Source organism: Metasolibacillus meyeri, from assembly GCF_003049505.1.
In the GTDB taxonomy this organism is placed as follows: Bacteria; Bacillota; Bacilli; order Bacillales_A; family Planococcaceae; genus Metasolibacillus; species Metasolibacillus meyeri.
On the sequence record NZ_PYWN01000090.1, the window covers coordinates 1 to 20,648 of the forward strand.

Annotated in this window: 25 protein-coding genes and 1 other annotated feature; of the genes, 15 read left to right on the forward strand and 10 right to left on the reverse strand. The window is 37.8% G+C overall.

Going from position 1 to position 20,648, the window contains the following annotated elements:
* The first annotated feature begins 73 nt into the window (after window positions 1–73).
* From C9J34_RS13610 to C9J34_RS13635, 6 genes are all read left to right on the forward strand, one after another.
* Window positions 74–799: a Fic family protein gene (locus C9J34_RS13610; protein ID WP_193769010.1), complete on the forward strand. Its 726-nt coding sequence runs from the start codon at window positions 74–76 to the stop codon at window positions 797–799.
* A gap of 325 nt (window positions 800–1,124) precedes the next feature.
* A complete protein-coding gene (locus tag C9J34_RS13615; protein WP_107840678.1) occupies window positions 1,125–1,793 on the forward strand; it encodes a helix-turn-helix transcriptional regulator in 669 nt (222 codons plus the stop codon).
* 422 nt (window positions 1,794–2,215) lie between these two features.
* Window positions 2,216–2,722 (forward strand): translation initiation factor IF-3, encoded by a 507-nt coding sequence (gene infC / locus C9J34_RS13620; protein WP_107840680.1) that lies wholly within the window; start codon window positions 2,216–2,218, stop codon window positions 2,720–2,722.
* Between the two features lie 32 nt (window positions 2,723–2,754).
* A complete protein-coding gene (gene rpmI, locus C9J34_RS13625; RefSeq protein WP_042474774.1) occupies window positions 2,755–2,955 on the forward strand; it encodes a 50S ribosomal protein L35 in 201 nt (66 codons plus the stop codon).
* A 65-nt stretch (window positions 2,956–3,020) separates the two neighbouring features.
* The gene (rplT, locus tag C9J34_RS13630) at window positions 3,021–3,380 is read left to right on the forward strand and encodes a 50S ribosomal protein L20 (protein ID WP_107840681.1); all 360 of its coding nucleotides are present in this window, start codon (window positions 3,021–3,023) and stop codon (window positions 3,378–3,380) included.
* Window positions 3,381–3,441: 61 nt separating this feature from the next.
* A complete protein-coding gene (locus C9J34_RS13635) occupies window positions 3,442–3,711 on the forward strand; it encodes a DUF1294 domain-containing protein (protein ID WP_107840684.1) in 270 nt (89 codons plus the stop codon).
* 21 nt (window positions 3,712–3,732) lie between these two features.
* On the opposite strand, the gene C9J34_RS13640 is transcribed toward C9J34_RS13635, so the two are convergent.
* The 3 genes from C9J34_RS13640 to pxpB all read right to left on the reverse strand — a co-directional run bounded on the left by C9J34_RS13640 (window position 3,733) and on the right by pxpB (window position 5,827).
* On the reverse strand, window positions 3,733–4,128 hold the full coding sequence (locus C9J34_RS13640) for a sigma-w pathway protein ysdB (protein WP_107840686.1): 396 nt from the start codon (window positions 4,126–4,128) through the stop codon (window positions 3,733–3,735).
* Window positions 4,129–4,196: 68 nt separating this feature from the next.
* Window positions 4,197–5,132 carry a 5-oxoprolinase subunit C family protein gene (locus C9J34_RS13645; protein ID WP_107840688.1) on the reverse strand — a complete coding sequence of 312 codons (936 nt, stop codon included), beginning with the start codon at window positions 5,130–5,132 and terminating at the stop codon, window positions 4,197–4,199.
* Window positions 5,129–5,827 (reverse strand): 5-oxoprolinase subunit PxpB, encoded by a 699-nt coding sequence (pxpB, locus tag C9J34_RS13650; RefSeq protein ID WP_238600662.1) that lies wholly within the window; start codon window positions 5,825–5,827, stop codon window positions 5,129–5,131. Before pxpB ends, C9J34_RS13645 begins: the two co-directional genes overlap by 4 nt.
* 93 nt (window positions 5,828–5,920) lie before the next feature.
* Here pxpB and C9J34_RS13655 point away from each other — a divergent pair, with 93 nt between their 5' ends.
* The 4 genes from C9J34_RS13655 to argF all read left to right on the forward strand — a co-directional run bounded on the left by C9J34_RS13655 (window position 5,921) and on the right by argF (window position 9,842).
* Window positions 5,921–6,679, forward strand: a complete 759-nt coding sequence (locus tag C9J34_RS13655; RefSeq protein ID WP_107840690.1) for a LamB/YcsF family protein — start codon at window positions 5,921–5,923, stop codon at window positions 6,677–6,679.
* 79 nt (window positions 6,680–6,758) lie between these two features.
* The gene (locus C9J34_RS13660) at window positions 6,759–7,847 is read left to right on the forward strand and encodes a M42 family metallopeptidase (RefSeq protein WP_107840692.1); all 1,089 of its coding nucleotides are present in this window, start codon (window positions 6,759–6,761) and stop codon (window positions 7,845–7,847) included.
* A 112-nt stretch (window positions 7,848–7,959) separates the two neighbouring features.
* Window positions 7,960–8,697, forward strand: a complete 738-nt coding sequence (locus tag C9J34_RS13665; RefSeq protein WP_193769011.1) for a DUF3784 domain-containing protein — start codon at window positions 7,960–7,962, stop codon at window positions 8,695–8,697.
* 179 nt (window positions 8,698–8,876) lie between these two features.
* Window positions 8,877–9,842, forward strand: a complete 966-nt coding sequence (gene argF / locus C9J34_RS13670; protein ID WP_107840695.1) for an ornithine carbamoyltransferase — start codon at window positions 8,877–8,879, stop codon at window positions 9,840–9,842.
* Window positions 9,843–10,203: 361 nt separating this feature from the next.
* Here the strand turns inward: argF and sspI are convergent, their stop codons facing one another.
* Complete coding sequence (gene sspI / locus C9J34_RS13675) at window positions 10,204–10,410, reverse strand: small acid-soluble spore protein SspI (protein WP_107840698.1); 207 nt, start codon at window positions 10,408–10,410, stop codon at window positions 10,204–10,206.
* Between the two features lie 123 nt (window positions 10,411–10,533).
* Between sspI and C9J34_RS13680 the strand changes: the two genes are divergently transcribed.
* Window positions 10,534–11,289 carry a TrmH family RNA methyltransferase gene (locus tag C9J34_RS13680; protein ID WP_107840700.1) on the forward strand — a complete coding sequence of 252 codons (756 nt, stop codon included), beginning with the start codon at window positions 10,534–10,536 and terminating at the stop codon, window positions 11,287–11,289.
* A gap of 128 nt (window positions 11,290–11,417) precedes the next feature.
* Here C9J34_RS13680 and C9J34_RS13685 read toward each other — a convergent pair whose 3' ends face one another.
* Window positions 11,418–12,098, reverse strand: a complete 681-nt coding sequence (locus C9J34_RS13685; protein WP_107840702.1) for a DUF3169 family protein — start codon at window positions 12,096–12,098, stop codon at window positions 11,418–11,420.
* Window positions 12,095–12,301 carry a helix-turn-helix transcriptional regulator gene (locus C9J34_RS13690; protein ID WP_107840704.1) on the reverse strand — a complete coding sequence of 69 codons (207 nt, stop codon included), beginning with the start codon at window positions 12,299–12,301 and terminating at the stop codon, window positions 12,095–12,097. The genes C9J34_RS13685 and C9J34_RS13690 overlap by 4 nt, the downstream gene beginning before the upstream one ends.
* Window positions 12,302–12,442: 141 nt before the next feature.
* Window positions 12,443–12,681 (forward strand) — a binding site (T-box leader).
* Between the two features lie 48 nt (window positions 12,682–12,729).
* On the opposite strand from C9J34_RS13690, the gene pheS reads away from it, so the two are divergent.
* Both pheS and pheT read left to right on the forward strand, forming a co-directional pair.
* Window positions 12,730–13,767 carry a phenylalanine--tRNA ligase subunit alpha gene (gene pheS, locus C9J34_RS13695; RefSeq protein ID WP_107840706.1) on the forward strand — a complete coding sequence of 346 codons (1,038 nt, stop codon included), beginning with the start codon at window positions 12,730–12,732 and terminating at the stop codon, window positions 13,765–13,767.
* 12 nt (window positions 13,768–13,779) lie between these two features.
* On the forward strand, window positions 13,780–16,188 hold the full coding sequence (gene pheT, locus C9J34_RS13700; protein WP_107840708.1) for a phenylalanine--tRNA ligase subunit beta: 2,409 nt from the start codon (window positions 13,780–13,782) through the stop codon (window positions 16,186–16,188).
* 56 nt (window positions 16,189–16,244) lie between these two features.
* On the opposite strand, the gene C9J34_RS13705 is transcribed toward pheT, so the two are convergent.
* Genes C9J34_RS13705 through C9J34_RS13715 form a run of 3 tightly spaced genes read right to left on the reverse strand, consistent with a single transcriptional unit; the run spans window position 16,245 to window position 18,062 of the window.
* Complete coding sequence (locus C9J34_RS13705; RefSeq protein WP_107840710.1) at window positions 16,245–16,622, reverse strand: VOC family protein; 378 nt, start codon at window positions 16,620–16,622, stop codon at window positions 16,245–16,247.
* Between the two features lie 48 nt (window positions 16,623–16,670).
* On the reverse strand, window positions 16,671–17,540 hold the full coding sequence (locus C9J34_RS13710; protein WP_107840712.1) for a helix-turn-helix domain-containing protein: 870 nt from the start codon (window positions 17,538–17,540) through the stop codon (window positions 16,671–16,673).
* Between the two features lie 30 nt (window positions 17,541–17,570).
* On the reverse strand, window positions 17,571–18,062 hold the full coding sequence (locus tag C9J34_RS13715; protein WP_107840714.1) for a nucleoside-diphosphate sugar epimerase: 492 nt from the start codon (window positions 18,060–18,062) through the stop codon (window positions 17,571–17,573).
* Between the two features lie 126 nt (window positions 18,063–18,188).
* Between C9J34_RS13715 and C9J34_RS13720 the strand changes: the two genes are divergently transcribed.
* Window positions 18,189–18,725 (forward strand): hydrolase, encoded by a 537-nt coding sequence (locus tag C9J34_RS13720; RefSeq protein ID WP_107840716.1) that lies wholly within the window; start codon window positions 18,189–18,191, stop codon window positions 18,723–18,725.
* Between the two features lie 96 nt (window positions 18,726–18,821).
* Window positions 18,822–19,235 carry a VOC family protein gene (locus C9J34_RS13725; protein ID WP_107840718.1) on the forward strand — a complete coding sequence of 138 codons (414 nt, stop codon included), beginning with the start codon at window positions 18,822–18,824 and terminating at the stop codon, window positions 19,233–19,235.
* Window positions 19,236–19,455: 220 nt separating this feature from the next.
* On the opposite strand, the gene C9J34_RS13730 is transcribed toward C9J34_RS13725, so the two are convergent.
* Complete coding sequence (locus tag C9J34_RS13730; RefSeq protein ID WP_107840720.1) at window positions 19,456–20,646, reverse strand: coenzyme F420-0:L-glutamate ligase; 1,191 nt, start codon at window positions 20,644–20,646, stop codon at window positions 19,456–19,458.
* Between the last annotated feature and the right edge of the window lie 2 nt (window positions 20,647–20,648).

A 20,648-nucleotide genomic window follows, 5' to 3' on the forward strand; every position in this document is an offset into this window, starting at 1 on the left:
AGATGTGTATAAGAGACAGGTATATAATATAGTAAAACAGTAAAAATTAGAGGTTTTGAGAGGAGTGAAGATAATGTTCGAACAAATTGATTTAAAAAAGCAGCAGTTGGATGCCAAAAGGCCACTGCCTAAATATACAGTCCAAAGCCTACGAGAGAAATTATTTTTAGAATGGACATATAATTCAAACGCAATCGAAGGCAATACGTTAACGATTAACGAAACAAAAGTAGTTCTTGAAGGCATTACAGTTGGTGGTAAAACGATGCGTGAGCATTTAGAGGTTATTAACCACAGGGATGCAATTTCTTATGTCGAAGGTATTGTCCAAAAAGAAGAATTATTTTCGGAGTGGCAAATAAAAAATCTACATCGCTTAGTGTTAAAAGGTATTGATGATGGTTATGCAGGTGTGTATCGCGATCAGCAAGTATTTATTTCAGGTGCTGTTCATACACCACCTCCCCCTTTCAAAATTAAGGAGCAAATGGATGCTTTAATGAGTTGGTATGATGGGGAAGCACAAGCATTACATCCAATCGTTCGTAGTGCGATGTTGCATGCAATTTTTGTTGGAATTCATCCATTCATTGATGGGAATGGTCGTACAGCAAGATTGTTATTAAATTTAGAATTACTGAAATCGGGCTATCCCCCAATTATTATCCGAGTAGAAAATCGATTGGCGTATTATAATGCATTAGACAAAGCGCATACGATAGAGGATTATAGGGATTTCGTTGAGCTTGTTGCGAAGGAAGTAGTGGCTTCGTTGGATTTATATTTAGGTGCTATATAAAGAACGTGGTTCACTATGTCACAGAGAATCCTATCATAAATAAATTAGAAGAGCACTGTTCCTAATTTAAGGACAGTGCTCTTTAACCATGTTTCAGAAACTTATATAGACAACGATAAATGAACTTTAATTTGGGCTTTGTGGGGTGAGAAAATTCATAACAAGCAATGATTATATGTAAGTACTGTGTTTAACAAAAAGGGGAGAAAACGTTGATATATCAATAATGACAAGAATCTTGTCATTGAAAAATCAGGATGTGAAAAAGCTTATCTAGTCATTTAACTGGATTTGAAATAACCTGATTTTAGAAAGGAGATGAGTTATGAATCTATCTGGAAAAATAAAAAAAATGAGGGTAGAAAATAAGCTAACTCAAGAGCAATTAGCTGAAAAATTGCAAGTGTCAAGATCTACTATATCAAGTTGGGAAACGGGAAGGAGTTACCCTGACTTAGAAATGGTCATTGTAATTTGTGACTGTTTTCATGTTTCTTTAGATTTTTTACTAAGAGAGGATGAGAAAATGGTGCGAAAATTGAATTTTGGAATCAAACAAAAAAGAATATTAATAGGGTTAGTATTTATTTTAGCAGTATTGTTAATCAATACATTACTAAGCACTACATCATTTCAAGCTAATTTAAAGAGTTTGGAAATAAGTAATGTTAATATAATTCGGGATATAAGCTACAATGGAGAAAGTCCAAATAGAGATTGGAATACAACAATTAATTTAGATATGAAATCTAAAAATGTGTTTTTTAAACCTGTAGTGAATGATTTATTAGTTTTCAATGATAAAGGGAATTTAACCATACAAACAAATTGGTCATTTAGCATTTTTAACATATTCGATACACAGCGAACTTTTCAAGCTAACCAGTCTGTTTTAATTAGTGACGATGTATCAAATGAGGATATTACGTTGAAATTGCACGGAGACAAATCGGACAGATTAATTCCTTTTCATCTATCTGATATCAATAACTAAAATATTATTGAATACTAATAAGTCATAATAATGATTAACTTGTCTAAAAATTATGAATGGCGAGTAGTGTTACAAAGGAAGAGGTGGTGTTTATAATAAGATGATATTTTGTGTTGACATTCAAATTCACCCATGCTATCATAAGTAAGGTTAATAAATACAAAGTTTGTGGTTGAAGTAGAGGCTGCCCGCTTCTCACCTGATGTTCGACGCATTTTAGTAGTTGACAGGTTTGACACGTTGAATTGTTTTACGTATTAAGTACGTATGCACATATAGCGGGCGGACATCTTCTACAATGTCCGTCCTTTTTTTGTGGATAATCGTAAAAGATGTACCGTTCAACCGGGTAAGAGTACACTTGCTCAAACCATGTATTTGTTCGCGACACTACTTGGAGGTGGATTATTATTAGCAAAGACATGTATGTAAACGAAGGCATTCGCGCGCGTGAACTTCGTCTAATCGACCATAATGGTGACCAACTTGGTGTGAAAACACGCAATGAGGCGCTTGAAATTGCCGCTCGTGTAAACTTGGATCTTGTCCTTGTGGCTCCTCAAGCCAAGCCGCCAGTCGCACGTATCATGGACTATGGTAAATTTAAGTTCGAACAGCAAAAGAAAGATCGCGAAATTCGTAAAAATCAAAAGGTCATCGTGATGAAAGAGGTTCGTCTGAGCCCAACAATCGATGAGCATGATTACCAAACAAAGCTACGTGCAGCAATTAAGTTCCTTGAAAAAGGAGACAAAGTAAAAGCAAGCATTCGCTTTAAAGGTCGTGCGATTACACATAAAGAAATTGGTCAACGTGTGTTAGATCGCTTTGCTGAAGCTTGTGCCGAAGTTGCAACGGTTGAACAAAAACCGAAGATGGATGGCCGCAGCATGTTTTTAGTTCTTCAACCAAAGAACGAAAAACAATAACATTTAGTATTTAGTTTAGGAGGAAATTCGACATGCCAAAAATGAAAACTCACCGTGGCGCTGCTAAGCGTTTCAAAAAAACGGGTACTGGAAAATTAAAATTTGACCGTGCTTATGGTAGCCACTTATTCGCTAACAAATCAACTAAGCAAAAACGTCATTTACGTAAAGCAAAAGTTGCTTCTTCAGGCGATTTCAAACGTATTCGTTCATTATTAACTTACATGAAATAACACTTGAACATTCAGGTTCAAACTTAAAATAATCTATTCGAGAGAATTAGCAGGAGGTAATTACTATGCCACGCGTAAAAGGCGGAACAGTAACACGCGCACGTCGCAAAAAAGTATTAAAATTAGCTAAAGGTTACTACGGTTCAAAACACACTCTATATAAAGTAGCTAACCAAGCAGTAATGAAATCAGGTCAATATGCATACCGTGACCGTCGTCAAAAGAAACGTGATTTCCGTAAATTATGGATCACTCGTATCAATGCGGCAGCACGCATCAACGGTCTTTCTTACAGCCGTTTAATGCACGGTTTAAAAGTTGCAGGTATCGAAGTTAACCGTAAAATGTTAGCTGACTTAGCTGTAAACGATGCAGCAGCATTCGCTCAATTAGCAGACGCTGCAAAAAATGCACAAGCTAAATAAAAATCGATAAAATAAAGGCTGGTGGATGTCCATCAGTCTTTTTTTCTATATGAGGTGAAAAATGAAACTAGAAGTTGCTGCACTAGCATACGTAGCGGTGATGTCGCTTATCCTTTGCACATTAATGTATCGTGACAAAGCAAAGGCGGTCAAAAAAGAGTGGCGTATTGCAGAAAAAACATTATTTCTTGTTGCTATTTTAGGAGGAGCCATTGGTGGCGTGCTTGGCATGTATTTATTCCGCCATAAAACGCGTCATAATTCCTTTGCATTTGGCTTCCCACTACTTGCTGCTATACAAGTTTATTTACTTGTCACATTATTTAAATGAAAATGAAGAAAGTAGTGAGGCTTATAGCTCGCTACTTTCTTCTTTCATTAGTTTTTCGATTGGATTTTTCCAGCTAATTTTAGCGTTCGGATAGCTCATCTTAATTTCTTTTTCCAAATATAAGAAATCGCTTTTCGTTAGCCCTTGTAGCTTCATCGTGTCATGCACAAAGACGAAAATAGAGATAACTTCAAATGCATCCTCGGTCGCCCCTAAATATTTTTCGCCTTCAAAAAGAGCGCCTTTATAAGAAATAAAGAAGTTTTTTCGTACATTTTTCACATCATCATAAAAATAATATTGCCCATTCTCATAAGCCTCATCTAGTTTTCGCTTTGGATCAATAAGATACCGAACTCCTTTATAAAATATGTAAATAATAACAACTAAAATTAGCACTCGAAGTAGAAGAGCCATGAAAAGTTCCCCCTTGTTAGTCCATATTTCCTCCTATACGGATGAAGGACGTAAAAGGTTTCATTTTTTTATAAAAAGTTTTTTAAAAGAGCTAATTGTTGCTGTTGTTTCATATAAATTTCCTGCGCTTCCTCTAAAGAAACAATTATAAAACGAATCGTAGTCATCGATTGAAGCTGTGCGAGCTTTGGTAAATCTGCTTGAATAACTTGTGCAATTTTTGGATAGCCGCCTGTCGTTTGGCGGTCAGCCATTAAAATAATGGGCTGTCCACTCGGTGGTATTTGAATTGTGCCAAATGTGACTGCCTCAGAAATTAAATCCTTTTGTAAAGTATGTGTTAAATGACTATCGCTTTGTAACCTATAGCCCATGCGATCAGCATCTTTCGATAATTGGAAAGCGGTTGATAAAAACGATTGCTGACTTTTCTTTGTAAAGACCTCCCATTCTGTCCCGGTCGTTACACGAATCGTCACCGCATTAGAAAAAGATATAAAATCTTCAGGCTTCACAAAATAATTACAATGAGTGATGCTACTAGGTGCAATTGGAAGGACATCTCCCTTTTGCAAAGCACGACCATGAAAACCTCCTATTTTTGCACGTAAATAAGTGCTACGACTGCCTAAAACGGCAGGCACTTGAATGCCATGTTTCACGGCGATATAGCCTCTAGCACCTACCGTAGCAGCAGCGCATTTTAAAATGCTCCCTGCTTTAATTACAATAGGACGCCACATAGGGCAAGGCATCTCGTTTAAAAGAGGAGAGAAGTTTGCGCCAGTGATTACAATGACCGTATCGACATCAAAGCGCAATGTAGGTCCAAGCATCGTTATTTCTATAGAGGCCTTATTTTCTTGCTGTAACAATAACTGTCCAATGCGATAAGATAGCATATCCATTGCACCACTAACGACTACGCCATATTGTTGGTTAGCATAGCGACCGCTATCTTGAATGGTTGAAAAAAGCCCAGGCTTGATTACTGTTATCGTCATTTAAAATTCCTCCATTCTTGCTCAGAAATCGCCTTAAAGCGCACGCGATCCCCAGCTTGTAAATAAGTTGGAGGATATTGTTCAGGTAAAAAAAGTGATTGAGGTGTGCGTCCAATAATTTGCCATCCACCAGGTGTTTCGAAAGGGTAGACCCCAGTTTGCTGACCGCCAATACCGACAGAACCTGCGGGAATCGTTAGGCGGGGTATGTCTTTACGTGGTGTGGCAATCGTTTCATCTAGTCCTCCTAAAAAAGCAAATCCAGGAGCAAAACCAAGCATATAAACAATATATTCCTGTGCGCTATGACGTTCGATAATTTCCTCTTTAGATAATCCATGAAAATCTGCAACAAAGGATAAATCGGGTCCATACTCCCTGCCATAAAGAACAGGGATTTCAATCATTCTACTAGGCTGTGAGAATTGTTGTTCATTTTTAGGGAGTAAGTTTTGTAAATAACTAATAATGCTACCATAAATCGTTTCCGATAGTTTACGTTGCACTTTCATTACATCATAGTAGATACAAATTGATGTATAGCTAGGCACTGCTTCAATCATACCTTGAAAAGGTTGTTCTTCTATTAGTTGATGAAATTGTTGAATTTCTTTATGTGTTGAGAGAGAGATGCTGTCGCCAAAAACAACGAGCAATGCACAATCATTTAAAGGCTTGAATGTAATATGTTTCAATATAAGAACCCCCACTATCATCATTGAATTGTGTGAAAATTGTGTGTGTGCCTGACACTTTATTATACAATAGAAACGAGGAGATGATAATAAATGTACAAAGTAGACATAAACTGTGATTTAGGAGAAAGTTTCGGCAATTATCGATTAGGGGAAACGGAAGAAATACTCCGATACATTACTTCTGTCAATATTGCCTGTGGCTTCCATGCGGGTGATCCGACAGTAATGCGGGAGACGATAAAATTAGCGTTAAAGTACGATGTGAAAATTGGTGCGCATCCTGGTTTGCCCGATTTAGTAGGCTTCGGTCGTCGTGAAATGGCCATTTCACCTCAAGAGGCATATGATATGGTCGTTTATCAAATTGGAGCGCTACAAGCATTTTTAACGACGATGAATGCAGAAATGCAGCATGTCAAACCGCACGGAGCTTTATATAATATGGCAGCGAAAAACCATGCTTTAGCCGAGGCGATTGCACAGGCTGTTTATGATGTCTCACCCAAGTTCATTTTATTTGGCTTAGCTGCAAGTGCATTGACTGAAGTTGGTGAAAAAATTGGCTTGCAAGTAGCACACGAAGTTTTTGCTGATCGCACGTATCAAGCAGATGGCTCATTGACACCACGTAGTCAGCCGAATGCGCTGATTACAAATAGTGAACAGGCGATACAGCAAATTATACAAATGGTGAAGAGAGGAAAAGTGCTATCACAGCAAGGAACAGAGGTTGCGTTACGTGCTGATACAATTTGTCTCCATGGTGATGGGGAGCATGCGCTACAATTTGCGCAATTAGCAAAGCAGAAGTTGCTAGCTGAGCAAATTGCTATAAAGGCATTTCACTAAAATCAGAAAATAGATTTCTTTTCTCGCAAGCGTTTTCAAGCTATAATGTAAGAGTGAATATATTTGGGAGGTCGAAATAATGACACAATTAGATGCAACATTACAAATGTTAAAGGATTTAACGGATGCCAATGGTATTCCAGGGAATGAGCGTGCGCCACGCGAAGTAATGAAAAAATACATAGCACCTTTCGCTGATGAAATGGAAACAGACAATCTAGGCAGTTTAATCGCCAAAAAAGTTGGCGATGAAAATGGTCCAAAAATTATGGTTTCAGGGCATTTAGATGAAATCGGCTTAATGGTAACAAAAATTGATGATAAAGGCTTTATTAGCTTTCAAACAGTTGGCGGCTGGTGGGGGCAGGTTATGCTTGCACAGCGCATGACAATTACGACACGCAATGGTGAGGAAATTATTGGTGTGATCGGTTCTAAGCCACCACATATTTTACCTGCGGAAGTGCGCAATAAACCAGTCGACATCAAAGATATGTTTATCGATGTTGGTGCTACTTCAAAAGAAGAGGCGATGGAGTGGGGAATTCGCCCTGGCGATATGATTACACCGTATTTCGAATTCCATGTCATGAAAAACGAAAAGCATTTATTAGCAAAAGCATGGGATAATCGTATTGGCTGTGCGATTGCCATCGATGTATTGCGTGCATTAAAAGATGAAAAGCACCCAAATATCGTATACGGTGTAGGGAGTGCACAAGAGGAAATTGGCTTACGTGGTGCAAAAACAGCAACACATCAAATTCAACCGGATATCGGCTTTGCAGTGGATGTAGGTATTGCAGGCGATACACCAGGTGTTACACCGAAGGAATCAACTTCTAAAATGGGCGCAGGTCCACAAATCGTTATTTACGATGCCTCAATGGTAGCACATAGCGGTTTACGCGATTTTGTCATTGATGTGGCAGAGGAAAACAACATACCTTACCAATTCGAAACAATCCCTGGCGGTGGTACAGATGCGGGAGCAATCCACATTACGGCTAACGGAGTTCCATCATTAGCAATCGGTGTTGCAACACGCTATATTCACTCACATGCAGGCATTTTACATCGTGATGACTATGAAAATGCAGTAAAGTTAATTGTTGAAGTGATTAAAAAATTAGATCGTGATAAAGTAAACCAAATTATTTTTGAATAAAATTGTATGAAGGTTGCCCGAAAAAAATAGGCTAACGCCAATATTTTTGGGCAACCATTTTTTATTGAAATAGAATGAAGGAACATATCTTTTTCATAGAAAGGAGAAAATGATGATTTGGATTATTATTGCTGTTATTTTAGTATTTTTAGGAATTGCGACGCATAAGTTAAAATGGTATTTTCTTATTTCAGGCTACAATACGATGTCTAAGGAGCAAAAGAAACATGTTGATGTAGAAGGTCTTAGCCGCTTTATCGCACGCTATATGTATATAGTAGCGCTCTTACTGTTAGCGCTAGGAGCTGCTGATTCGCTCGGCTATTATCGACTCATGACACCACTTGTCATTCTATTGATTGTTTCAGCAATTGTCCTTGTTATTAAATCACAAAAATACAATCACAATATTGTGGATGAGCATGGCAAGTTGAAAAAAGGTGCAGGTAAACAAATGAAAAAGCCTGCCATTATTATAGTTGTCACGTTAATTGGTGTATCGATTTTAATGTATTTTTCATTACAGCAAACGTCCGTTATTGCAACGGAGCAACAACTTGAAGTGAAGGGAGTATATGGTGGTGAATATGGGTGGAAAAATATACAACAACTAGAATTGATTGAAGAGTTGCCAGCAATTTCGGTGCGCACAAATGGCTCTGCAGTGGGGACAAAGCTTAAAGGGAATTTTAAGCTGGAAAATGGTGATAAGGTAAAGCTATTTGTTGATAAAAGTGAGCCGCCTTTCATTCGCTTTGTTACCGATGATCAAATTGTGATTTTCAATTTAGCTTCCAGTGAGGAAACAAAGGCGATGTATGAAACGATGCAGCGATATGTAAAAGAATGAATAACTATTATCAAGGAGCCGTCTGAAAAATTAATTTGAGCCGGCTCTTTTGTAGGGAGATGTTGTATATTTATTGATTTGAATAAATATTTATTTAAAAAACATAAAAATACGCTTGATTTTATATTTATGCATATGTATAATGAAGACAACATAAAGATACAGAGGTGCGTATAAATATGAAATTATTAGAAGAGGTGCAATTAAAACCTGTTGAAAGTTTGAAAGGGAAAGATTTGCTAACATTGCTTGATTACACAAGTGAGGAAGTGCAAGCGCTAGTTAAGCTAGCGACACAGTTAAAAATCGTGACAAAGCAAGGGAAGTGCCCTCGTTTACTTGAAGGTAAAACATTAGGCATGATTTTTGAAAAAAGCTCTACTCGTACACGCGTGTCATTTGAAGTGGGCATGCAACAGCTAGGTGGCTATGGCATGTATATGAACGCACGTGATATGCAAATTGGTCGAGGTGAGCCAGTGCCAGATACAGGTCGTGTATTATCAGGTTATTTAGATGGTATTATGATTCGTGCGAATTCTCATGCAATGGTTGAAGAGTTGGCGCAATATGCAACGGTGCCTGTTATTAATGGCTTAACGGATTTAGATCATCCTTGCCAAGCATTAGCAGACCTAGAAACAATCGCTGAAAATAAAGGCGAATTAAAAGGTTTAAAAATCGCCTACGTAGGTGATGGGAATAATGTTGCCCATGCACTTATTATTGCAGCGGCACATGTAGGAATGCATGTAGCAGTGGCAACACCAATTGGTTATGAATGTGATGCGACCATTCTTGAACAAGCACAGCAAATTGCACTAGCAAATGGTGGCTCTGTATTTGCCACACATGACCCAATAGAAGCGGTAAAAAATGCAGATGCTATTTATGCGGACGTATGGACTTCGATGGGGCAGGAAGAAGAAACCGAGCAACGCTTAAAAGATTTCAAAGGCTATCAAATCAACGATGAACTTGTTGCCCATGCGAAGCCGGATTATATGTTTTTACACTGTTTACCAGCACATCGTGAAGAAGAAGTGGCAACATCAGTAATTGATGGACCAAACTCTTATATTTTCGAGCAAGCAGAAAATCGTATGCATGCACAGAAGGCAGTATTAATTTCATTATTAGCGTAGATCACAAGTTGCGGGTTGCAACTGTATCTAATAGATGAAGCATTTGCAAGCAGGTAGCGCAACCAAATGCTTTCGTAGTTCCCTTTAATCGCTGTATGGGAGACGCTGTCCACGATTAAACAACTACATGATGATGGCTGTAATCAAGATGGAATACACCATCATTACATAGTAAAAGCAAAGAATGTGCCTGAAAATTCATTTTGAGGCACCCCCTCTGCAAGCAAAAAGCAATCCGGGAGACGCTGGATTGCTTTTTGCTGTTAGTTATGTGCGAATTTAGTTGTCTTGCGTGCGAAATAGACTGTTTAATGTGCGAATTTCAATTTTTTACGTGCGAAATATTGTTGAGTCAAATCATTTAGTTAAACTGTGTTGCTAACTTCTGAGTAAAGTGTTGGCGCTCTTGTTCATCCGCTACATTCCACCATTTCTCTAAAAATACGCCGAGCCCTGGTAATAAATGCTCTTCACCACGCTCAATTGCATCTTCCACAATACCGCTTAATTCCTGTGCATTTTGTCCTGCCACATTGGCAGCAATCGCTTGTCGTATTTGAAAATTCATTCTCCAATCTCCTTTAAAAAAATGTCATTATACTGTTACTATGGACAAAATAAGTGGAATTATACTTTTCAAAGGAAAGTTATGATAAAATGAAGCATCGAAAAAGAAAAAAGGACGGTATGTATGAAACGAATTGAATCAACACAAAATGCTTTAGTGAAGCATTGGAAAAAGCTTGTGACAACGCGCAAGGAGCGTGAGAAATCACAAGAATTTATCGTAGAAGGCTTTCATCTTATTGAGGAAGCTTTAAAAAATAAAGAGCAAATCGTACAAATTATCGTCAAAGACAATGTTGATTTACCATTGCTTTGGCCGATTGATGATATCGAGATTGTGCAAGTCAATGATGCAGTTGCTAAAGAGCTGGCAGAAACCGAGCAGTCGCAAGGGGTGTTTGCCCATTGTAAGCAACTCAAAATTGAGGGAATGAATAAATGGCGCAAAGTGTTGCTTGTGGATGCAGTACAAGACCCAGGTAATATCGGTACAATGATTCGCACAGCGGATGCTGCTGGATTAGATGCCGTTATATTAGGAAAGGGCAGTGCAGATGCATTTAACCCGAAAACATTGCGCTCAGCACAAGGCTCACATTTCCATATTCCAGTTGTGCGCGGCGATTTAGCTGAATGGGTAGAAAATTTGCAAGATGAAGGCGTAGCTGTCTATGGCACAGCGCTGGAAAATGCAGTATCTTACAAAGAAATTCAAGCAACAGATGCCTTTGCCTTAATCGTTGGAAATGAAGGAAGTGGTATTAGCCCACAGCTTTTAGCGAAAACAGACCAAAATATTATTATCCCAATTTTAGGACAGGCAGAATCATTGAATGTCGCTGTTGCTACGGGGATTTTATTGTATGCATTTGTGAAATAGAGGATAGGGACTGTTCCAAAGTAGGCTAATGTGCCGCTTTGGAACAGTCCTTTCTTTTAATTGGAAGTCATTTGATTTTGGCGTAACTTCTTAAATTTAGTTTGGTTGAGCGAATCGTTACTTTGGAACTATAAAATTTCCCCTTGCTTTGGTTTTAAAATCACCGCAAAGCCTACTTGATTACATAATAATAATACGCCAATTCCTACTATACTAATCACTTGTGAATTACCCGAAAACACGGAATAATACATTAAACCAAGTGCTAATAATACTAAACCTAAAGAGCATAGGAAGTGCAATAGATAGAGCCCGTGTAACATCGTATGTTTTTGACCATCGTCATATTGATTTACTAGCTCTTTATAATAATTTTTGGAATGTGGATTAGGTAAAGTAAAATTGGGATTTGTTAAATTCATTATTTTTTTATTTGGCATTAAAAATAGAGAGAGCAATATGATAATGAAGCCCATCAAGACAATTTGAGGATTGCTCTCTCGAAGCAAAATAAATCCAATGACAAGAACACTGAATCCCAAACATAGTGCGACTTGTTGATAGCACATTGCGGAATAGGCAATACTTTCTAATTTTGTTAAATGATTATCTTCCTGTTCCACATCAACTGTTAATTGTAAACCATGCCCTACCTTTCGATAATAAAGCTCCGCGATAATTAAAGCGAGTACGCCAATTATATTAACTAACATCAATACATTTGCTTCAGTTGATTGTTGGGTAAACTGCCCCACCCACTTTGATAGGCTATAAAGCATAATCAATACGTAAATCACTAATCTTATCATAATAATTCCTCCTTACTAAATGTAAAAATATTTTCAATAGGTTCTTGAAAGACACGTGCAATTTTCACTGCAATCAGCAATGAAGGCATATACTCATTACGTTCAATCAAGCTAACGGTTTGCCGTGAAATATTTGCCCTTTTCGCAAGCTCTGTTTGATTTAAACCATCACGTGCACGTAATTCTTTAAGTCGATTTTTCATAGCCTCACCCCAATTGTATTGTAAACGATGTATTTCGTTTTGACAACGATAATAGTCAAAAATAAAATTATCATAGTCATTTTCTTTTATCCACTTGAACCTCCTGCAAAAATAGCGTAGAATAAAAACCACATTGTATAAATAAATGCACTGACCGGGAAGAGTAGATTCAACTGATTCATTTTAGGGAGTGTGAGCCGTGACTGAGAGCTTGCATAATGGTATCGAATACTACAGTTCACCCCGTGAGCAGCTATTCGGGAATTCGAGGGAAGTATCGAAGAAAGAATAGCCGGCGTTTAACGCGTCGTTATATAAATGAAGTGATTGCAATAGCAATAACTAGGGTGGTACCGCGAACATTCAACCTCGTCCCTTTTTTAGGGCGGGGTTTTTTTGTTTGTACATCATTTAGAGGAGGAAAAATAATGGAACAACAATTGAATCAATTGAAAGCAGAAATGCTGCAAAAAATTGAAGAAGCAACTAATTTAAAAGCATTAAACGAAGTACGTGTTGCCTACTTAGGGAAAAAAGGGCCGATTACTGATTTATTAAAAGGAATGGGGAAACTATCTGCAGAAGAACGTCCCAAAATGGGGGCCTTAGTCAATACAGTACGTGAGCAAGTAACTGCTGAATTAGAGACAAAGGCAGCGATTTTAGAGGAGCAGGCAATTCAAGCGCAATTAGCGCAAGAATCAATTGATGTGACATTGCCAGGTGCAGCGGTGAAATCAGGAAACCGCCACCCATTAACACGCGTTATTGAAGAAATTGAAGATTTATTCATTTCAATGGGCTATGAAATTGCGGAAGGACCAGAAGTAGAAAAAGATTACTACAACTTCGAAGCATTAAACTTACCGAAAGATCACCCAGCACGTGATATGCAAGATACATTTTATATTTCCGAGGAAATATTATTGCGTACACAAACATCACCAGTACAAGCACGTACAATGGAAGAGAAACAAGGCGCAGCCGTGCGTATTATTTGTCCAGGGAAAGTATTCCGTCGCGATTCAGACGATGCAACGCATTCACATCAATTCATGCAAATTGAAGGGCTTGTTGTAGGTGAAAACATTTGCATGAGTGATTTAAAGGGGACATTAGATGTCTTAACGAAGAAAATGTTCGGTGCTGACCGCGAAATTCGTTTACGTCCATCTTTCTTCCCATTCACAGAGCCTTCTGTAGAGGTTGACGTATCATGCTTTAAATGTGGTGGCTCAGGCTGTAACGTATGTAAACAAACAGGCTGGATTGAAATTTTAGGCTCAGGCATGGTGCATCCAAATGTACTTGAAATGGCTGGCTATGACCCGAAAAAGGTATCAGGCTTTGCATTTGGTATTGGTGTAGAGCGTATTGCCATGCTGAAATACGGGGTTGACGATATTCGTCATTTTTATACAAATGATGTGCGCTTCTTATCACAATTTGAGCGTGCAGAAGGGTAAGGTGGAATAACGATGTTAGTATCATTAAAATGGCTTAGTCAATATGTTGACTTTTCAAATTTAGCACCTGCTGAATTAGCAGAAAAAATTACACGTTCAGGGATTGAAGTGGACGCTGTTATCGACCGTTCACAAGGTATGACAAATGTTGTTGTTGGGCATGTTGTCTCGAAAGAAAAGCATCCTGAAGCGGATAAATTAAATATTTGCCAAGTGGATGTTGGCGAAGAAAGTTTACAGCAAATTATTTGCGGTGCACCGAATGTGGATGCAGGACAAAAGGTTATTGTTGCTCGTCCTGGCGCACATTTACCAGGCGGTATTAAAATTAAAAAAGCAAAGCTACGTGGTCAAGAATCAAACGGCATGATTTGCTCATTACAGGAGCTAGGCATTGAAGGTCGCCTTGTACCAAAAGCATATGCAGAAGGAATTTACGTTTTGCCAGAGGGCAGTGTGCCAGGCACAGATGCACTTGAGCTATTAGGTTTACGTGACACAGTGTTAGAGTTAGGCTTAACAGCGAATCGCTCAGATGCTATGTCTATGCTAGGCGTTGCTTATGAAGTTGCAGCGATTTTAGATACGGACGTAAAATTACCTGAAATCACATATGCAGTATCAAATGAAAAAGCGGCAGATGTCTTGCAGCTAGAAGTGCAAGATACAACGGTAAACCCGCTATATGCAGCAAAAGTCGTAAAAAATATTCAAGTAGCAGAATCACCATTATGGTTACAGCATTATTTAATGGCTGGCGGCATTCGTCCACACAATAATGTTGTTGATATTACGAACTATATTTTATTAGAATACGGTCAACCGTTACATGCCTTTGACTACGATCAACTAGGGACAGGGAAAATCGTGACACGTCCAGCGCAAGCAGGCGAAAAAATGACGACATTAGATGAGATTGAACGCACATTACAACCACATAACTATTTAATTACAAATGGTGAAGTGGCAGAGGCGGTTGCTGGTGTAATGGGTGGCGCAAAATCAGAGGTTTCTGAGACGACGACAACGGTTGTTATTGAATCAGCTTATTTCACAGGCTCATCGGTGCGTCGTACATCGAAAGATTTAGGCTTACGTTCAGATTCTTCAGCACGTTTTGAAAAAGGAGTAGACCCCAATCGCGTATTACTTGCAGCAGAGCGTGCGGCACAGCTATTAGCGGAGCTAGCTGGTGGTGAAGTATTAGAAGGTACAGTTTCAGTTGATGAATTAGATAAAACACCAGCACGAGTTGTTGTATCACCAGATTTTATTAATGCACGTCTTGGTATGAAAATTTCATTAGAGGACATGATTTCAATTTTAAATCGCCTACAATTCGGTGTCGATGCAGCGAATGGTGTATTAATCATTGATGTGCCAACACGTCGTGGCGATATTACAATTGAAGAGGACATTGTGGAAGAAATCGCACGCCTTTACGGCTATGACGAAATTCCAATGACATTGCCAGCATCAGGTGAGCAAGTAGGTGGCTTAACACCATATCAGGCGAAGCGCCGTATTGTGCGCAATGTAATGGAAGGTGCAGGCTTGTATCAAGCTGTTACTTACTCACTGACATCTGCTGAAGATGCACAGAAATTCGCATTACAAAAAGAAGAAACAACGAAGTTATTAATGCCAATGAGTGAAGAGCACTCAACATTGCGCCAAAGTTTATTACCGCATTTAATTGATGCAGTAAGTCATAACGTAGCACGTCAAGTAAATGATGTGGCATTGTATGAAATTGGCTCAGTATTCCTTGGCAAAACAGCAGAAGGTTTACCGCATGAAGAAGAGCATCTTGCAGTTGCATTAACAGGTCGTTGGACAGACAATGCATGGCAAGGTGAGAAAAAAGCGGTAGATTTCTTCGTGGCAAAAGGAATTGTTGAAGCATTGTTTGCAAAGCTAGGTTTAACTGCGGCAGTCAGCTATGAAAAAGCAGCGGTGGAAGGTTTACATCCGGGACGTACAGCATATATTTTATTGAATGGCGAAGTGATTGGTGTCATCGGTCAATTACACCCTGCTGAACAGAAAAAGAGCGATTTAAAAGAAACGTATGTAGTGGAAATGAAGCTAGCTGCTATTTTAAATGCGGAAGTAGAGGAGCTTGTGTATAGCCCTGTTCCACGTTTCCCAAGTATTACACGTGACATCGCATTAGAGCTGGGGCGTGCAACAGCAGCGGGTGAAATCGAGGCAATTATTCGCGCGGCAGGCACGAAGCTGTTGAAAAATGTTAAAGTGTTTGATGTTTACGAAGGTGAAAAAGTAGCAGCAGACAAAAAATCTGTAGCATTCTCGTTAACATATTTTGATGCAGAACGCACATTAACAGACGAAGAAGTTGTGGCAGCACATAATAAAGTATTAAAAGCACTTGCAGAAGCAGGCGCAGAAGTACGTTAAAATGAAAGGCGCATGAAATCAGATTTTTTAATTTGATTTCATGCGCCTTTATTTTTTTATACCTGTACTTCACTCATTAATGCATGGGTATTACCTTCTGTATCTTGAAAGAATACCATCCATGTTTCTGTTTGTCCCATTTTTGCTACCACATGTGGCTCGTCTATAAAGATAACTTCTTTACTTACTAAGCGCTCATAAATATCTTTAATATGATTGACTTGAAAATAAATAACGGAACTAGAATAAGCGAATTCGTCTTTTTCGGGAAGTGATAACATAAGCCGCAACCCATTGCATTCAAAGAAAGCCATCGTATCCGTGTTAAATAAAAGCGTGAGTTCTAATTTCTCCTTATAAAAAGCTAGCGCTCGGTTTAAATCTTTAACAGCTACTCCGATTTGTCCTATTTTTTGAATCATTGTTGTTTCCATCATTCATTTCTCCTTTCAAATATCTTTCCTAAGAATAAATGATTTCTGCTAATATTTCTTATCCAATATCACCTTTTTTCGATACTCTTTAGGAGAGATACCAACATGCTGTTTAAACATTTTGCTAAAGGACACAGGGTTTTGAAAGCCAAGTTTAAAGGTAATATCTGTCATATTTTTATCCTCTTCTGTTAATAGCTGTTTTGCTTTCTGTATTCTAAATTCTGATATATGCTGATGTGGTGTTTTACTATATATTTGGAAATAAGTTCTTAATAAATGGTTAGGTGATAAACAAGCAATTTGTGCAACTTCATTTAATTTTAAAGGTGTGTCAAAATATGATCTGATATAATCATGCGCAATACTTATTCTTCTATATAATTCTTCACGTGTAGAATACCGTACTGCATTTAATGATTCGATTTCTTTGTATGTATGAAAATGTTCATTTAACATGGATTGCATAATCATATGAAATTGTTCCTCATAACCAACAGTATCAATTTCGAGACTAGGTAATACTTGTTTAAAAGATTCTAATTGAGCAGAGAGCGCATTATTTTTATGAAAGGTTTTATCAAAAAAATGAATGGAATCTCTATCCTTATAAGGGTCACTTAAAAGCATGTCGTTTTTTTCTTTTAATGAATGAAAGACTTCCTCAGCAAATCCATCTTTAAAGAAAATACAAAAAGATTCCACTTCGTCTGTTTCCTCAATGGAGATTGTGTAAGGCCCTTTATTGAGAAGTAGGTATCTACTTTCTTCTACAGTATAATAGCCTTTATCCGTCTTATAATGGGCTTTTCCATTTGAAAATGTTTTTACAGACAGTTGACCTATTCCTTCCCAATAAAAGAGGTCACTTTTGGCATGTAAAACAAAATTGGAAGAAGTATTTTTTTCATAATACAATTGGACCTCTCCCTTTTTGTAAGTTAATAACTACTCTAATTCTGTATGTTCATCATCTATTTTCTTCGGCTTTGCTATGCCATAAAGTGTACCACCAATTGCGCTTAGCGTATGAATGAAGAGAAACGTGTAGTAGTTGATAAATATTCGATTTGTATACTCATTTAATAAAGGCAGCCCATAAATTTTAGAGTCTGCATCACGCGTTGTACCGCCTAGCGATGTATATACTTCGTCTTTATACTGTAGAGCATAGTAAGCTGTTGCGATAACAAGTCCAACGCCAGCAATTAGTAAAATAGTGCGCAGCATTTTATCATGCGTTTGACGTGATAATTCGGTAGAAAAACGGAATGTAATAAATAAACTTAATAAAATAAACGGCACAACCAGTGCAAGGCCGATAATGCCTAAATTCCCATGCTTAACTGTATTTTCAGGTTTGAATGTAAAAAAATATTCAATCATCATCACACCAAATAAGGAAATGGCCATGCTAATAAGCCAGCTTCGTTTTAGCATATAGAAAATACCCCCTTCATCATTACAACTATACATGGAATAGCATAGACGTTCAATGCTAGAAATTGTTAAATAGTATCAGAAGCTTTATAATTTATGTAAGAAAGCCAAGGGAGGAAATGAGCAATGTTAAAAAAAGAAGAAACAGTCCTTGTATTAATCGATATACAGGGCAAACTAGCACAAATTATAGAAAATAGCGAAAATGTTATTCAGAATATTGTAAAAGTAGTAAAGGGAGCAAATGTGTTAGAACTACCGATTTTATGGCTTGAGCAATATCCAAAGGGCTTAGGATTAACGGTGGAGGCAATTGCCAATGAAATCGATGGACAACCAATTGAAAAAATAACATTTAGTGCATACGATACAGAGGAATTTCGTACAAAGCTTGAAGCAACAGGTCGCAAAAAGATATTGCTTGCAGGTATTGAATCACATATTTGTGTTTACCAAACGGCAGCACATTTACTTGCTAACGGCTATGAAGTCGAGGTTTTAGTAGATTGTGTATCCTCTCGTACAGCGGAAAATCGTCAGCTTGGTATTGATAAAATGGTGCAGCTAGGTGCTAAACAAACAAGCGTAGAAATGGCTTTATTTGAAATACAGCAAATTGCCAAAGGAGATGCTTTTAAAGCGATTAGTACAATTGTAAAATAATTTTAAATTATTATAGAACATTTGTTCTTGTTGGTATATAATAATTATTGTAATACTGTACAAGCTAATACTAAATTGAATTGAGGAGTGGGCACAGTGGCAATTAACGTATACTTAATTTTTGATGGGCAAACACGCGAGGCAATTGAGCTTTACAAAGAAGCTTTCCAAACGGAAGAAACACAAATGATGACATTTGGAGAAGGGCATCAAAATGATGACTACCCAATTCCAGAGGAAGCAAAGGATTTAATTATGCATGCTCGTATGTCAGCAATGGGGGCAGATTTAATGTTCTCAGACACATTCCCAGGTCACCCATACAAAGTAGGGAATAATGTGACATTAGCGGTTGTAACAAATGATGAAGCAAAATTGCGTCATGCCTTTGATGTACTAAAGCGCGAGGGTAAAGTGCAAATGGAGTTGCAAGAAACTTTTTGGAGCAAATGTTATGGTAGCTTAACGGATAAATATAGTGTGGAATGGCAGTTTAATTACGAGGCGTAAACAAAAGGGACTATCTGGAAAGTGGAAATCACTTCTGAATATCAAAAAATTTGATTCTGCTTCTCTTTTTTAAATTAAAAAAAGTTGCTAAACCTAGTGTTTTCAACCTTTTAAAAGAAAAATAATTTTTTATAAATAAGCGATTATTTCAATAAAACAGCAACAAAAAGTGTCTGAAAAGTGGTACGTTAGACCACTTTTCAGACACCTCTTCTTTAAATTATTTTGTATAGTTATCGAAGTATCCTTGAATATAAATCATTGGTGTTCCTTTGTCACCAGAGCCAGATGTTAAATCTGAAAGAGAGCCGATTAAGTCTGTTAGCTTACGAGGTGTTGTCCCTTGTGCAGCCATTTGACCTGTTAAGTCTTCCTCTTTATTTGTAATATATTCAGAAATGGCAGCTTTTAATTCTTCGCCGCGTAAATCAGCGAAGTCATTATCTGCTAAATATTTTAATTTGACTTCATTTGGTGTGCCTTCAAGACCTTTTGTATAAGCAGGTGAGACAACAGGGTCAGCAAGCTCCCAAATCTTCCCTACAGGATCTTTAAATGCACCATCACCGTAAACCATTACCTCGATTGTCCTGCCAGTTGCTTCTTTGATTTTTGCTTGAATATTATCAACAATCGGTTGGCAATTATGAGGGAATAACTTTACCGTATCTTCTGTCGCTTTATTTGAGCCAAGTAAGCCATATTCAGGGTTAAAGCCAGAGCCATCAATGGATTCAGATAAAATATTATCTAAAGTAAATACTTTTTCAGCACCATTATTAACTAATGTGCGTTTTGTGCGGAAGCGCGTATGAATATCACATGCTAAAACGCTTTTCGTATAATCTAAAATTGTTTTTGGGTTGTTTGAGAAGATGACTTCACATGCTGCCCCTTCAGCTTCGATTAGCTCTTTGTAATACTCGATATAGTCTACACCTGTAAATGTATGTTTTTTATAGCCGAAATGTGCACGGAATTCAGCCTCTGATAATGTATCTGTCCAAGGGTTGACACCTTTAACATCCAATTCATCAATATCAACTAAGTGGTTACCTACTTCATCAGATGGATAGCTTAACATAAGAACGATTTTTTTCGCTCCTTTGGCAATACCACGCAAGCAGTTTGCGAAGCGATTACGTGAAAGGATAGGGAAAATGACACCGATTGTATCATCACCAAATTTGGCAGTAATATCTTTTGCGATATGTTCAACACCTGCATAATTTCCTTGTGCACGCGCTACAACTGATTCTGTAACAGTGATAATATCACGATCTTCAATCGAATAACCTTCTACTTTGGCTGCATTTAATACTGTATCAACAACGATTTGTTCAATATCGTCACCTTCATTAATAATAGGACCACGAAGTCCTCGTACAACTGTTCCAACTACACGTTCCATAG